Origin of the sequence: Stenotrophomonas sp. LGBM10, from assembly GCF_046736075.1 — a bacterium.
Taxonomy (GTDB): domain Bacteria; phylum Pseudomonadota; class Gammaproteobacteria; order Xanthomonadales; family Xanthomonadaceae; genus Stenotrophomonas.
This window is the reverse complement of record NZ_CP177163.1, coordinates 2,092,135-2,106,338: the sequence shown is the minus strand read 5'-3', so window position 1 is coordinate 2,106,338 and position 14,204 is coordinate 2,092,135. Positions and strand designations below refer to the sequence as shown.

The 14,204-nt window shown below is 70.6% G+C and carries 11 protein-coding genes; 10 read left to right on the top strand and 1 reads right to left on the bottom strand.

Going from position 1 to position 14,204, the window contains the following annotated elements; genetic code table 11:
* Nucleotide 1: 1 nt before the first annotated feature.
* The 10 genes from ACLB90_RS08920 (at nt 2) to ACLB90_RS08875 (ending at nt 12,116) form a co-directional block, all read left to right on the top strand.
* Nucleotides 2-2,335, top strand: a complete 2,334-nt coding sequence (locus ACLB90_RS08920) for an MMPL family transporter (RefSeq protein WP_411852577.1) — start codon at nt 2-4, stop codon at nt 2,333-2,335.
* 42 nt (nt 2,336-2,377) lie between these two features.
* A complete protein-coding gene (locus ACLB90_RS08915) occupies nt 2,378-3,619 on the top strand; it encodes an NAD(P)/FAD-dependent oxidoreductase (protein ID WP_411852576.1) in 1,242 nt (413 codons plus the stop codon).
* Nucleotides 3,607-4,158, top strand: coding sequence for a DUF3261 domain-containing protein (locus tag ACLB90_RS08910; RefSeq protein WP_411852575.1), 552 nt, complete (start codon nt 3,607-3,609; stop codon nt 4,156-4,158). The genes ACLB90_RS08915 and ACLB90_RS08910 overlap by 13 nt, the downstream gene beginning before the upstream one ends.
* Nucleotides 4,155-5,342, top strand: coding sequence for a beta-ketoacyl-[acyl-carrier-protein] synthase family protein (locus ACLB90_RS08905; protein ID WP_411852574.1), 1,188 nt, complete (start codon nt 4,155-4,157; stop codon nt 5,340-5,342). The genes ACLB90_RS08910 and ACLB90_RS08905 overlap by 4 nt, the downstream gene beginning before the upstream one ends.
* A gap of 2 nt (nt 5,343-5,344) precedes the next feature.
* Nucleotides 5,345-5,800: a hypothetical protein gene (locus ACLB90_RS08900; protein ID WP_411852573.1), complete on the top strand. Its 456-nt coding sequence runs from the start codon at nt 5,345-5,347 to the stop codon at nt 5,798-5,800.
* Nucleotides 5,797-6,528: a 3-oxoacyl-ACP reductase FabG gene (gene fabG, locus ACLB90_RS08895; RefSeq protein WP_411852572.1), complete on the top strand. Its 732-nt coding sequence runs from the start codon at nt 5,797-5,799 to the stop codon at nt 6,526-6,528. Before ACLB90_RS08900 ends, fabG begins: the two co-directional genes overlap by 4 nt.
* Complete coding sequence (locus tag ACLB90_RS08890; RefSeq protein WP_411852571.1) at nt 6,528-7,775, top strand: beta-ketoacyl-ACP synthase; 1,248 nt, start codon at nt 6,528-6,530, stop codon at nt 7,773-7,775. The genes fabG and ACLB90_RS08890 overlap by 1 nt, the downstream gene beginning before the upstream one ends.
* A 70-nt stretch (nt 7,776-7,845) precedes the next feature.
* Nucleotides 7,846-8,283, top strand: coding sequence for an excinuclease ATPase subunit (locus ACLB90_RS08885; RefSeq protein WP_411852570.1), 438 nt, complete (start codon nt 7,846-7,848; stop codon nt 8,281-8,283).
* Between the two features lie 225 nt (nt 8,284-8,508).
* Nucleotides 8,509-8,781 (top strand): YcgL domain-containing protein, encoded by a 273-nt coding sequence (locus tag ACLB90_RS08880; RefSeq protein WP_136006085.1) that lies wholly within the window; start codon nt 8,509-8,511, stop codon nt 8,779-8,781.
* Complete coding sequence (locus tag ACLB90_RS08875) at nt 8,778-12,116, top strand: ankyrin repeat domain-containing protein (protein ID WP_411852569.1); 3,339 nt, start codon at nt 8,778-8,780, stop codon at nt 12,114-12,116. Before ACLB90_RS08880 ends, ACLB90_RS08875 begins: the two co-directional genes overlap by 4 nt.
* A 15-nt stretch (nt 12,117-12,131) precedes the next feature.
* On the opposite strand, the gene ACLB90_RS08870 is transcribed toward ACLB90_RS08875, so the two are convergent.
* Nucleotides 12,132-13,934 carry a monovalent cation:proton antiporter-2 (CPA2) family protein gene (locus tag ACLB90_RS08870; RefSeq protein WP_411852568.1) on the bottom strand — a complete coding sequence of 601 codons (1,803 nt, stop codon included), beginning with the start codon at nt 13,932-13,934 and terminating at the stop codon, nt 12,132-12,134.
* Between the last annotated feature and the right edge of the window lie 270 nt (nt 13,935-14,204).

Below are 14,204 nucleotides of genomic sequence, written 5' to 3'. Positions count from 1 at the left end.
GATGAACAGCGGCCGCCTGCAGCGCATCTGGCGCTGGCTGGCCATCGCCTGGCTGCTGGTGCTGGTCGGGCTGGGCGTGCAGCAGTGGCAGCTGTGGAAGAGCGCGCCGCGGATTGATACCGACATCCTCGCGCTGCTGCCGCAGGACGCGCACGACCGGTTGCTGTCCGATGTCACCCGGCGCATCGCCGATGCCAACGCGCGCCAGATCGTGGTGCTGCTCGGCAGCACCGACGCGACGCGGACCAAGGCGGCCGAAGCAGCATTCCGCCGCACCCTGGATGACAGCGCGGAGGGCAAGGCCCTGCTGCGCGAGAGCGGTTCGATCGAGGGCTGGTTCGAGCAGGCGCGCGCGTTCTACGCACCCTACCGCGATCGTCTGCTGACCACCGGGCAGCGCCAGCGCCTGCAGGCCGAACCGGTGGATGGTCTGGCCGACTCGGCGCTGGCCGCGCTGTACGGTCCGATGGGCGCGCCGCGCCTGACCGACTGGCGCCAGGACCCGTTGTCATTGTGGCCGCAGTGGTGGCAGGAGCGCGCGCTGGGGTCGGGACTGCAGATGGGCGATGACGGCCTGCTCGAGGCCGATGGCAAGCACTGGTCGATCGTGCAGTACGACACAGTGGGGTCGGCGTTCCAGCTTGATGGCGAGCGCCATATCGATGTCCTGCTCGACCAGGCGGCCGAGGCGGCGGGCAAGCAGGCGCCGGGCCTGGAGGTGCTGCGCGCCGGCGTGCCGTTGCATGCCGAAGCCGCCGCCGTGCAGGCCAACCGCGAGATCAACACGATCGGCTGGGGCTCGCTGGCCGCCGTGCTGCTGCTGGTGTGGCTGGCCTTCCGTTCGCTGCGTCCGATCCTGCTGGTCGGTGCGTCGCTGCTGATCGGCTGTGGCGTGGCGCTGGCGGTCACCGTGCTGGTGTTCGGCAAGGTGCACGTGCTCACGCTGGTGTTCGGTGCCTCGCTGGTGGGTGTTGCCGAGGACTACGGCATCCACTGGTTCGCCTCGCGCCAGGCCGAGCCGGCCGATCGCCGCTGGCGCCTGCTGCGGCACCTGCTGCCCGGGTTGTGGCTGGCCCTGCTGACCAGTGCGCTGGCCTACCTGGCGCTGGGCCTGGCACCGTTCCCCGGCCTGCGCCAGATGGCGCTGTTCTCGGTGGTGGGGTTGGCGGCGGCGTTCCTGACCGTGATCTTCTGGTTCCCGTGGCTGGATGGCGGCGAGATCCGCCCGACCGGTTTCTCGCGCTGGCTGGGCAGCACGCTCGACCGCTGGCCGCGCCTGCACGGGCGGCGGCCGGTGGCGCTGTTCCTCGGCGTGGTGGCGCTGCTGTCGGCCGTCGGCATCGCCCGGCTGGACAGCAACGACGACCTGCGCAGCCTGCAGTCCTCGCCGCCGGACCTGATTGCCCAGCAGATCCGCATCAGCCAGATGCTGGGCATGCCCAGCCCGGCACAGTTCTTCCTGGTGCAGGGCGACAGCGCCGAGCAGGTGCTGCAGCGCGAAGAGGCCCTGGTGGACCGCCTGCGCGGGCTCGCGGCGGACCGGCAGATCGGCGGTTACCGCGCGATCAGCGACTGGTTGCCGTCGGTGCAGCGCCAGCATGCCGATGCCGCGCTGACCGCCACGGTCGAACCGCAGGTGCTGGCGCGGGTGGGCGAAGCGGTGGGCGAGCCGCTGGCCCGGCCGGACTACGCCAGCACCGATCTGGACGCTGCCGCGTTCCTCGCCTCGCCGGCGGCGATGCCGTTCCGCCACCTGTGGCTGGGCAAGGTCGGCGGCGGGCTGGCATCGGTGGTGATGGTTGACGATCTGTCGCGGGCCGACGCGCTGACTCTGCTGGAAGCGCAGGCCAAGGGCATCGACGGCGTGCGCTGGGTGGATCGCACCGCCGATTTCTCCACGCTGCTCAAGCACTACCGCAAGCTGATGAGCGGGCTGCTGCTGGTCGGCATCGTGCTGGTGTTCGCCGTGCTGTACTGGCGCTACCGCGCCCAGGCCTGGCGCGTGTTCGCCCCGACGCTGGTGGCTGGCGCGCTCACGCTTGGCCTGCTCGGGCTGTTTGGCCAACCGTTGCAGCTGTTCAACGTGCTTGCGCTGATGCTGCTGCTGGGCATGGGCATCGACTACGGCATCTTCCTGATCGAACACCGTGGCGACGCGAGCGCATGGCTGGCCGTGTGCGTCGGCGCCGCCAGCACGTGGTTGTCGTTCGGCCTGCTCGGCCTGTCGGCCACCCCGGCGCTGCGCGCATTCGGTCTTACCCTCCTGTTCGGCATCGGCCTGGTCTGGATGATTTCGCCGCTGTTCCGGCCGCCTCCGCACGACGCACCGCACTGAGTGACTGCGCCGTTCCCCCTATTCGTGATCAAGGATGCATCGATGAACCCGCAACTCGAAACCACCGACGTACTGGTGATCGGCGCCGGCCCGGCCGGCTCTGTTGCTGCCGCCATGCTGCGCAAGCAGGGCCGCCAGGTGCTGATGCTGGAGCGCCAGCAGTTCCCGCGCTTCTCCATCGGCGAAAGCCTGCTGCCGCAGAGCATGGAGTACATCGAGGCGGCGGGACTGCTGCAGGACGTGGTCCAGGCCGGCTTCCAGTACAAGAACGGCGCCGCCTTCGTGCGCGGCGAGGCCACCACCGAGTTCGACTTCCGCGACAAGTTCTCGCCGGGTTGGGGCACCACCTACCAGGTGCAGCGGGCCGATTTCGACGACGTGCTGGCGCGCGGCGCCGAGCGCATGGGCGCCACGCTGCGCTTCGGTGACGAAGTGCTGGCGGTGGAACCGGGCCGGCCGGCACGCGTGCAGGTGCGGCGACCGGACGGCAGCGAGTACACCATCGAGGCCGGCTTCATCCTCGATGCGAGCGGCTTCGCACGGCTGCTGCCACGCCTGCTGAAGCTGGAGTCGCCGTCGAACTTCCCGGTCCGCGGCGCGATCTTCTGCCATGTGCGCGACCATATTCCGGCCGACGCCGGCTTCGACCGCAACAAGATCCTGATCACCACCCATCCCGAGCACGTGGACGTGTGGTACTGGACGATCCCGTTCTCCAACGGCTGCTGCTCACTGGGCGTGGTGGCCGAGCCGAGCTTCTTCGAGCGCTATTCCGGCAGCGACCTGGACAAGCTGCAGGCCATCGTCGGCGAAGACCCCAACCTGACCCGCCTGCTGAAGAACGCCGAGTGGGCGGTGCTGCCGGTGCGCACCATCACCGGCTATTCGGCCAACGTCTCCTCGTTGTGGGGCGAGGGCTACGCGCTGCTGGGCAACGCCGGCGAGTTCCTCGATCCGGTGTTCTCCTCGGGCGTGACCATCGCGTTCAAGTCGGCGCAGCTGGCCAGCGACTGCCTGGCGCGCGAGCAGGCCGGCGAAACGGTGGACTGGGAACAGTCGTTCGCCATCCCGCTGCGCGCCGGCGTCAAGACGTTCCGGCGGTTCGTTGAAGCGTGGTATGCCGGCGGCTTCCAGAAGATCATCTACCACCCGACGCAGCAGCCGGCCGTGCGCCGCATGATCTCCTCGATCCTGGCCGGTTATGCGTGGGACACCAACAACCCCTACGTGGCCGACGCCACCGGCCGCCGCCTGCGGGTGCTGGAGGAACTGTGCAGCGCCTGATCGTCGCTCTGCTGCTGTGCGTGCTGCTGGCCGGCTGTGCCAGCACGCGCATGCCCACGCCACTGGCGCAGCTGCCGGTGCTGCAGTTGGCGCCGTCCGCGCTGCCGCAGCCGTTGCAGCTGCAGCAGCGCCTGCAGTTCCGCTTCGGCAGCCATGAGCGCGATCTGGACGCGCTGCTGGAGGCGGATGGCGAGCAGGTGCGGCTGGCGGTGCAGGCGATGGGCCAGACCGGCGTGCGCATGGTCTGGGACGGCAAAACGCTCGTGCAGACGCGTGCACCGTGGCTGCCACCGCAGGTCCGCGGCGAACGCGTGCTGGACGACCTGCAGTTCGCGCTGTGGCCGGCCGCCGCGATCCGCGCCGCCCTGCCGCCCGGCTGGACGCTTGTCGACGCCGATGGCAGCCGCCGTCTGGAGCAGGACGGCCGCGCGTGGCTGGTGCTGGAGCCGTTGGCGCCGGGCCGGCAGCGCCTGCGCAACCTGGCCGAAGGCTACGAACTGGTGATCGAATCGTTGGACATGGAACAGACGCAACCGTGAGCAGCCCTGCCATCTATCTGAACGAACTGGGCGTGGTCTGCGCATTGGGCGCGGACCGCGCGCAGGTGCGCGACGGTCTGTTCGCCGACCAGCCCGGCGGGCTGCGCGATACCGATGCGGTGATCGCCGGGCGCACGCTGGCACTCGGCGAAGTCGTCACGCCGCTGCCGGACCTGTCGGCCCTGCCGGTGGCGCTGCGCGGGCGCAACAACGCCCTGCTGGAAGCGGCCCTGCAGCAGATCCGTGGCGGCGTCGATGCCGCGATCGCGCGGTACGGCGCGGCGCGCGTGGCAGTGATCATCGGCACCAGCACGTCGGGCATCGGCGAGTCGGAAAACGCGTTGCGCACGCAGCACGACCACGGCCACTGGCCGGACGACTTCCACTATGCGCAGCAGGAAATGGGTACCGCCGCGCGCTACGTGCGGGCGCGCATCGGCAGCGATGGCCCGGCCTGGACGATCTCCACCGCGTGCTCGTCCAGTGCCAAGGCGCTGATGTCGGCCGCGCGGCTGCTGCGCGCCGGCGTGGTCGATGCCGTGGTGGCCGGCGGCGCCGATTCGATGTGCCGCTTTACCGTGGCCGGTTTCAGCGCGCTGGAATCGGTCTCGGCCACGCGCTGCAACCCGTTCTCGGCCAACCGCAACGGCATCAACATCGGCGAAGGCGCCGCGCTCTTCCTGATGACCCGCGAGGCCGGCCCGGTGGAGCTGTCCGGCTGGGGCGAGTCCTCCGATGCACACCACATGTCGGCACCGGACCCGCAGGCGCGCGGCGCCATCGATGCCATGCAGCAGGCCCTGGACCGGGCCGGTCTTGCCGCCACGCAGATCGACTACGTGAACCTGCACGGCACCGCCACCGGGCACAACGATGCGATGGAAAGCCAGGCGGTGGCGGCCGTGCTGGGTACGCAGGTACCGGCCAGTTCCACCAAGCCGCTGACCGGCCACACGCTGGGGGCATCGGGCGCGATCGAGGCCGCGCTGTGCTGGATGGTGCTGGCCGACAACCCGCAACAGCAGCTGCCGACCCACTGGTGGGACGGGCAGGCCGACGCCGCGCTGCCGGCGCTGGCGCTGGTGGCACCCGGCACTCGCATGGCGCAGCCGCCGCAGCATGTGCTGAGCCATTCGTTCGCCTTCGGCGGCAGCAATGCCGTGCTGGCCCTGGCGCGGAGGTGAGCATGGAGCTGCCCTGCGATATCGATGACGTGCTGCCGCACCGCGACAGCATGCGCCTGATCGACCGCCTGCTCGACTGGCAGGAAACGTCCGTGGTGGTCGAGGTGGATGTGCCGTCGCACGGCCTGTTCACCACGCCCGACGGGGTGCCGGCCTGGGTCGGCGTGGAATACATGGCCCAGGCGATCGCCGCCTGGGCTGGCGCGAAGGCCCGCCAGGCCGGCGGGGTGCCGTCCATCGGCTTCCTGCTGGGCACGCGGCGCTACACCGCCCACCAGCCGTTCTTCGCCCCGGGCAGCTGCCTGCGGGTAGAGGCGCATTGCGAGCTGATGGGCGAAAATGGCCTGGGCATGTTTGCCTGCCGGATCTCGGCGGGCGATACCGAATTGGCGGTTGCCAACGTTTCCGTGTTCGAACCACGCGACGCGATGGCTTATCTGGAGAGTGGACAGGCATGACAGGGAATCTGACCGTGCTGGTGACCGGCGCCAGCCGGGGCATCGGCCGTGCCGTGGCGCTGCGGATCGCGCGCGACGGCTTCGACGTGGTGGTGCATTGCCGCAGCCGCATCGAGGATGCACAGGCGGTGGTCGCCGACATCCAGGCACTCGGGCGCCAGGCGCGGGTGCTGATGTTCGATGTGTCCGACCGCGACGCCGCGCGCGCCGCGCTGGAGGCCGATGTGGAGGCCCACGGCGCCTACTACGGGGTGGTGTGCAACGCGGGCATCGCCCGCGACGGCGCATTCCCGGCGATGTCGGCCGAGGACTGGGATGCCGTGGTGCATACCAACCTGGACAGTTTCTACAACGTGCTGCATCCGCTGGTGATGCCGATGGTGCGGCGGCGCAAGCCGGGCCGCATCGTCACCCTGTCCTCGGTATCGGGTCTGGTCGGCAACCGCGGGCAGACCAACTACAGCGCAGCCAAGGCCGGCATCATCGGGGCCACCAAGGCGCTGGCGCTGGAGCTGGCCAGCCGCGCGATCACCGTCAACTGCGTGGCCCCGGGCCTGATCGAGACCGAGATGGTGAACCAGGAAGTGGTCGAGCACGCGCTCAAGCTCATTCCTGCCGGCCGCCTGGGCCAGCCCGAAGAGGTCGCGGCGGCGGTCTCGTTCCTGATGTCCGAATCGGCCGGCTACATCACCCGCCAGGTGATTTCGGTCAATGGAGGGATGGTCTGATGGGCCGGATCGATCGTCGCGTGGTGGTCACCGGTGCCGCCGCGCTCAGCCCGCTGGGCCACGACTGGGCCAGCATCCGCGAACGCCTGCACGCCCGCGTCAACGCGGTGCGCTACATCCCCGAGTGGGAGGTGTTCGACGGCCTCAACACCCGTCTGGCCGCGCCGGTGCAGGACTACGACCTGCCGCCGAACTACAACCGCAAGACCACCCGCAGCATGGGCAAAGTCGCGGTGATGTCGGTGCGCGCCACCGAACTGGCGCTGGAATCGGCCGGTCTGCTCGGCCACCCGGTCCTGCGCAGCGGCATGGCCGGCGTGGCCTACGGCTCGTCCTCGGGCAGCCACGAGGCGACCGCCGAGTTCGGCCGGATGCTCCACGAGCACACCACCGAAGGCATCAGCGCCACGACGTACCTGAAGATGATGAGCCATACCTCGCCGGTCAACATCGGCGTGTTCTTCGGCTTGTCCGGCCGCGTCTACACCACCTCCAGCGCCTGCACGTCCGGCAGCCAGGGCGTGGGCGCCGGCTATGAGGCGATCCGCAGCGGCAAGCAGCTGGTGATGGTCACCGGCGGCGCCGAGCAGCTCGACGCCACCGCGGCGGCGGTATTCGACACCCTGTTCGCCACCAGCGTGCGCAACGATGCCCCGCAGACCACGCCCAGTCCGTTCGACGCGCACCGCGACGGCCTGGTGCTGGGCGAGGGCGCCGGCACGCTGATCCTGGAAGAGCTGGAGCATGCGCGCGCACGCGGCGCGACGATCCTGGCCGAGGTGGTCGGCTACGGCACCAACAGCGATGGCCAGCACGTCACCCAGCCCAGCGCCGATACGATGGCCCAGGCGATGCGCCTGGCGCTGGAGGACGCCGGCCTGGAGCCGGCGCAGATCGGCTACGTCAACGCGCACGGCACCGCCACTGATCACGGCGACATCGCCGAAACCCAGGCCACCGCGCAGGTGTTCGGCCCGGGCGGCGTGCCGATCAGCTCGCTCAAGAGCTACGTCGGCCACATGCTCGGCGCGTGCGGGGCGTTCGAGGCGTGGCTGAGCATCGAGATGATGCGCGAAGGCTGGTTCGCGCCGACCTTGAACCTGACCGAGGTCGATCCGCGCTGCGGCGCACTCGACTACATCCAGGGCGAGGGCCGCAGCCTGCACACCGATTACGTCATGAGCAACAACTTCGCCTTCGGCGGCATCAACACCTCGTTGATCTTCCGCCGCTGGGCCGAATCCTGATCCAGCGCGGCCCGCCACCGGGCCGCGCATCGCTTACCATCCCGCGCCACACCAACAAGGAGTTCGTTGAATGCGTCGTTTTGCCCTGATCGCCACCGCTGCCCTGCTTGCCGTATCGAGCGCCGCCTCGGCCCGCGACACCCGCGTGGAGCAGTCCCTGCACGACCTGATCAATTCCGATGAAGCCCGCAATGCCGGTATCGATGGCAGCGTGCGCTTCTTCCTGGCCGGCGAGAAGGTCAGCGTCCAGCAGCGCCTGGGTGAAGATGTGACCAACAAGAAGACCAACGCCGCCAACAAGAGCGACGCCGACGCCTGCCGTTGGGTTGCCCTGTCGGCGCTGCGCGCCCTGCAGGACGGCGCCAAGTCGCGCGGTGCCAATGCCGTGGTGGACATCGTCAGCTACTACAAGAAGAACGAGTTCAAGAGCAGCACCAACTACGAGTGCTATGCCGGCACCCTGATGGCCGGTGTCGCCTTGAAGGGCACCTACGCCAAGGTCAAGTAAGCGCAGGACCCCGCTGCCAGCGCCGTTTCGGTGGCGCTGGCAGCTACCCCAGCCAGCCCACGCCCGGTCCGTGTCGCCCTCCGGAACTGAACGGGTCCGCGACATTGATGAACCTGAATCTGCCGCGCGCCGGAAAACCGACGCCGGAGTACCGCAGCAGCTTTCGCCCTTGCGCGGTTTCATCCACAATCATCCCACTCACTCCCAGGGCAAAGCCCCGCGGGCATGCAAGCCTACGTCTATAAAAGCCAACGCAAGCAGGACACCTACGTCTACCTCGCCGTCCGCGATGACTTCAGCGCCGTTCCCGACGCACTGAAGGCCACGCTGGCGCCGTTCGCATTCGTCCTGGAAGTTGCCCTCACTCCCGACCGTCGTCTTGCCCTGGCCGACGCCGCGCAGGTGCGCGCGAACCTGGCCGAGCGCGGCTTCCACCTGCAGATGCCGCCCCCGCCGGTCGCGCCGGTGCGGGTACCGCGCCGCGATGACCCACGATGACTGACCTTCCGCGCTCCCGCGCCAGTGCCATCGCAGTCGCCGTCGGCGCCCTGCTGGCGCTGGCAGCGGTGCTCGGCGGCGTGCCCGGCGCGCTCGCGGCCGCCCTCGCACAGCCGGCATTCGCGCTCGGCGTGTCCTGGTGGCGGCGCACGCGCGCCGTGCCGGCGCTGCCGGTGCTGCTGCGCCGCGATCTCCCCGCGCTGCTGGCCCTCTGGCTTCCCGGCCCGCTGCTGTTGGCGGCACTGGTCGCCTGGCCACTGGCCGCACTGCATGACAGCGGCAGCCTCGGCGCGGTGCTGGGTCTGAGCGTGGCGGTCAGCGCCGCCCTGCTTGGCGTCTGGCGCACCTGGCCGGTGTGGAACGCCATCGAGCGCAGTGAAGGCAGCCTGCTGCGCCACTGGCAGACCCTGGCCGGCCGCGATCTCACCGCCTGGCGCGGCCTCGCCGTGGCGGCACTGGTCGTTGCGGTCTGCGCGCTGATCGTCCTGCCCGCCTGGCCGGGCCTGGTGCCCGACGGCGCGCGCTGGCCGCTGGCCGTGGCCGCGCTGCTGCTGTCGCCGCTGGCCCACCTGCTGCTGCAGACCGTACAGCCGGCCGACGCGCTGTCCGATGTGGCATCGCGTGCGCCGGCCGCCGGCACCGATACCGACCTGCTGGCCGACAGCGCGCACCCGCCCGGCCCGCTGGAACCGCTGGGCCAGCACGAACGCCTGCCGGCGCTGTACGACGCCGCACGCAGCGGCCGTGTCGATCGCGCGCTGCAGCTGCTGCAGGCCGGTGCCGACCCCCACGGCCTGCCCGATCCGCAGTGGCGCGACCAGCGCAGCCTGGCCGTGCTGGCTGCGGTGCTGCCGGATCTGCGCCTGCTGCGCGAACTGATCGCCCGTGGCGTGGACATCAATGCCGCGCCGCGCGGCATGACCCCGCTGCTGGCCGCCACCCGCGACAGTTGGCACGGCCGGCCCGAAGCGGTGATGACCCTGCTCGCCAACGGCGCCGATTCGCGCGCGGCCGACAGCGACGGCAACACCCCCCTTCACCATGCCGCACGCAGTTCCGACCCGGGCGTGGCCGCGCTGCTGCGCGATGCCGCCGCCGAAGTGGACGCGCTCAACCTGGACGGCTGGTCGCCGCTGGCGGTCGCCTGCCAGGTCGGCAACTGGCGCCTGGCGCGATTCCTGCTCGAACGCGGCGCCAAGACCGAACCGGCCGACGGCACCCCCGTTCTGCTGGCCGCCGCCGGCACCGAGGAAGACGATCCGGCCGGTGTGCAGCTGCTGCTCAAGCACAAGGCCCGGGCCGATGCGCGCGACCGCCAGCGGCGCAGCGCCCTGCATGAAGCGGCGCTGGCCGGCCACGTGGACATCATCGATGTGCTGCTGGCTGCAGGCGCGAACCTGGAAGCGCGCGACGCCCTTGCCCGCACCCCGTGGCTGGAAGCCGCCCGCGGCGGCCGTGCCGCGGTGGTCGAACACCTGCTGCCGCACCATCCCGACCTTACTGCGGTGGATGGCGAAGGCCGCAACGCGGTGCTGCTGGCGTGCATGGCCGATACCGTGTCGCCCCTGCTGATCCGCCGCCTGCTGGACCTCGGCATCCCCGCCGACGCGACCGATCCGCAGGGCCGCCGCGCGGTGGACATCGCCGCTGGCGCAGGGCGCTGGGCGATCGTGTCGTTGCTGGATCCGGCCTATCCGCTGCCGGCGGCAGTGAGCGATGGCCTGGCCACCGGCGGCGATGCCGATCCCATCACGAACGCGCTGCCGGACCGTCCCCCGCTGGACCTGCTGCGCGAAGCGCTGGGCTTCGGCAACGTCGAGGGCATGCCGGCGCTGGCGCGCCTGTGCGGCGCCGACGAACTGGGCGCCCTGCTGCACGATGGCGAGCTGGCGCTTGACCCGCATGCGGTGGATTGGCTGCTCGGCCACGGCGCCGCGCCGGAGGTTCTCGACGCCTGCGGCGACACGCCCATGTTCGCGCTGCTCGCGCGCGGCATCGATGCCGTGCCGGCGCTGCAGGTGCTGCTGCGCCACGGCGTCTCGCCAGCCGGCCGCGGTGGCCTGGCCCGCCTGCTCAGTGCCTGTGCGCAGCATGACCACGCCTCACGCGGGCTGGAACAGCTCGCGCTGGAACTGCTGGAACGCGGTGCCGATCCCTTTGCTGCGTCACCGGCCGGCGACCCGCCGCTGTCGCTCGCCGTCCGGCTGGGCTGGCTGCGCCTGCAGCACGCGCTGCTGGCGCTGGGCGTGGACCGCGAAGCCCGTGACAGCCACGGCATGACCGCCCTGCACCTGGCGACCGCGCTGGCTCGCGAAGGCTCGATCAAGCTGCTGGTGCAGCAGGGCGCATCGCCGGAAGCACGTGCCGCCGACGGACAGACGCCGCTCGGCGTGGCCTTGTCGATCGGCCGTCGCGATCTGGCCGACTGGCTCGACTGGCGCGTGTGGCCGCTGCCGCGCCGCGCGCTGCGCGACGGTGACCTGCCGGCGGCGGCGATGGCCGGCGATGCCGATGCCGTGCGCCGCCTGATCGACCTGGGCTTCGCCGTGGACGTGGTCGACGCACAGGGCTGCACCGCACTGCTGCGCGCCTCCGGCGGCGGCCACCTGGCGGTGGTCGACCTGCTGCTGGCGCGCGGGGCCAACCCGCAGCACGCGGCGGCCAGCGGCGCCACGCCGTTGTCGGCGGCGGTCAGCATGCGTCAGATCGACATCGTGTCGGCGCTGCTCGATGCCGGCGCCGAACTGGAGTACCGCCTGCCGGGCGGGGTGACCGTGCTGATGCTGGCCTCGGCGCTGGGCCTGCCGGACATCGTCGCGCGCCTGCTCACCGCAGGTGCCAACGTCCACGCCGGCGATGCACAGCAGCTGGGGCCGTTGCACTGCGCAGCGCTGTACGGCTTCAGCGCACGCGACCGTTCGCGCTTGCTGGCGCTGCTGGATACGCTGCTGCTGGCCGGTGCGGAGCCGGACCAGGCCGCGGCCGGCTCGGTGACGCCGCTGCTGCTGCTGCTCGGCGCCCGCGCCGAACCGGGCACCGCCTGCGACGAGCAGGTGGTGCTGGCCGCGGTCGAGCGCCTGCTCGATGAAGAGGTTTCGCTGGACGTGCGCGATCCGCGCGGGTTCGGGCCGCTGCACCTGGCCGCCCTGCATGGCCTGCCGTTGCTTGTGCAGCGGTTGCTGCGTGCCGGCGCCGATCCGGACGTGCGCGACGCGCTCAACCGCAGCCCGCGCGAGATCGCGGTGATGCGCGGCTTCATCGACGTGGCCGGCGAGTTCGAACCGCTGGTGCCCGGCGTGTCCTCGATGGCGCGGTTCCTGCGCGACAACGGCTGACGCCGACGCGGCAGCTCAGCCGCGTCGGTCGGTATCGGGTGTCTCGTCGCGTTCGGCATCCGCTTCGAACAGGTGCATCAGGTCCGCGCGCGCATCGCGCGAGGTCTGGATCACCGCCGCTTCGTCGTCGTACACCAGGTACTGGTCGCGCAGCAGCTTCTCGTCGTGCTCGCGGAACCGCTGCACGTGGCTGCGCGCGGTCTCGGCCGGAATGCCCAGCGCGATCAGCATGCGTTCGCTGAGTTCCAGGCTGGTGCCGAACACCTCGCGGAACGGCTCGGCCGACATGTCCATCAAACGCCATGCATGCTGGCGGTTGCGCGCCCGCACCAGCACCACGGCACTGGGATACATGCGCCGGATCAGGCGCGTGGCGCGCATGTTCGCGTCGGGATCGTCCAGCGTCACCACGTAGACGCGGATGAACTCACCGCCCGCAGCGCGCAGCATTTCGGGCCGGGTCGGGTCGCCGTAATAGAGCTTGTTGCCGAACCGGCGCAGGTCCGAGACCGTGTCGGGGTTGGACTCCAGCGCCACGAACGGGATCTTCTGCGCTGTCAGCAGGCGTGCCACCACCTGGCCGAAGCGGCCCATGCCGGCGATCATCACCTGCGGCTGGCTGCCTTCGGTGTCCACCGTATCGGCCGGACGCGCGCTCGCCTTGGGCCCCTCGTCGCGGCCGAGCAGGCGCAGCAGCGCGATCATCAGCAGCGGCGTGATCGCCATCGACAGGCCCACGATCGCCACCAGCCGGTCGTGGTTGGCGCTGCCCAGCAGGTGCGCGCGCTGCGCTTCGTTGAACACCACGAAGGCGAATTCGCCGCCCAGCCACAGCACGCTGCCCAGCAGCACCGCGTGCCGTGTACGCAGCTTGGCCAGCTTGCCGATGGTGAACAGCAGGCCGAACTTCACCACCAGCAGAATGGCCACGCCGGCAGCGATCATTGCCGGCTCGGCGACGATGCGGTCCAGGTCGATGCCCATGCCCACGGCGATGAAGAACAGGCCCAGCAGCAGTCCCTTGAACGGCTCGATCTGCGATTCCAGTTCGTGCCGGAACTCCGAATCGGACAGCAGCACGCCGGCCAGGAAGGCGCCCAGGCTGGGGCTCAGCCCGGCTTCCTGCATGAACCACGCCGTGCCCAGCACCACCAGCAGCGCCATCGCGGTGAACACTTCCGGGCTGCGGGTGCGCGCGATGATGTTGAACAGCCGGCGCAGCACCGGGCGCCCGCACAGGATCACCACCGCCAAGGCGCCCAGCGCCACGGCCACGTCGCTCCACTGCAGGGTGTCATTGCGGGCCCCGCCGAGCAGCGGAATGGCGGCCAGCAGCGGAATGGCGATGAGGTCCTGGAACAGCAGGATCGCAAAGCCCAGGCGACCGTAATCGCTGTTGATCGCCTTGTGCTCGGACAGCAGCTGCAACCCCACCGCCGTGGACGACAACGCCAGCGCGATCCCCACGATCAACGCGCTTTTCCACTGGAAGTGGTCGAGCAGCAGCAGGCCACCCAGCACCAGCGCGCTCAGCGCGACCTGCAGGGCCCCGGCGCCGAACACCGAGCGCCGCATCACCTTCAGCCGCGCCGGGGACAGTTCCAGCCCGATCACGAACAGCAGCATCACCACGCCGATTTCAGCCGCGCTCAGGATGCGGTCGGCGTCCTGCACGAAGCCCAGCCCGTCCGGGCCAAGCACCACGCCGGCGGCCAGGTAGCCGAGCACCGCGCCCAGCCCCAGCTTCTTGAACACCGGCACGGCGATCACCGCCGCCAGCAGCAGCACCAGGGCCAGCTCGAGCGCGCCGCTATGCATGGGAGGACCTGCTCATGACATCGATGACCCGCGTGGTTCAGGGGAACAAGCCGTGGTGACGCGAGGCCGGGGGGATCCAGGCCCTCGGCCGGGGCCGTGCAGGCATTATGCGACGCGCCGGCCACGGCAACGACAATGCCGCCGCAACGGCCCGCCGCCGCCGGGTTGACCTCACCGCCGGGGAGGTCCAGACTGCCCGCCGCTGCTGGCGCGTCCGCGCCGTCGGCAGTACACCCATCCGGAGTCCCCAACCCATGTCCAGCGACAGTA

Excerpts from the sequence above, each read along its gene's own strand:
- ACLB90_RS08920 (WP_411852577.1), top strand. The coding sequence starts at position 2 with ATGAACAGCGGCCGCCTGCAGCGCATCTGGCGCTGGCTGGCCATCGCC.
- ACLB90_RS08915 (WP_411852576.1), top strand. The coding sequence starts at position 2,378 with ATGAACCCGCAACTCGAAACCACCGACGTACTGGTGATCGGCGCCGGC.
- ACLB90_RS08900 (WP_411852573.1), top strand. The coding sequence starts at position 5,345 with ATGGAGCTGCCCTGCGATATCGATGACGTGCTGCCGCACCGCGACAGC.
- fabG (WP_411852572.1), top strand. The coding sequence starts at position 5,797 with ATGACAGGGAATCTGACCGTGCTGGTGACCGGCGCCAGCCGGGGCATC.
- ACLB90_RS08890 (WP_411852571.1), top strand. The coding sequence starts at position 6,528 with ATGGGCCGGATCGATCGTCGCGTGGTGGTCACCGGTGCCGCCGCGCTC.
- ACLB90_RS08885 (WP_411852570.1), top strand. The coding sequence starts at position 7,846 with ATGCGTCGTTTTGCCCTGATCGCCACCGCTGCCCTGCTTGCCGTATCG.
- ACLB90_RS08880 (WP_136006085.1), top strand. The coding sequence starts at position 8,509 with ATGCAAGCCTACGTCTATAAAAGCCAACGCAAGCAGGACACCTACGTC.
- ACLB90_RS08875 (WP_411852569.1), top strand. The coding sequence starts at position 8,778 with ATGACTGACCTTCCGCGCTCCCGCGCCAGTGCCATCGCAGTCGCCGTC.
- ACLB90_RS08870 (WP_411852568.1), bottom strand. The coding sequence starts at position 13,934 with ATGCATAGCGGCGCGCTCGAGCTGGCCCTGGTGCTGCTGCTGGCGGCG.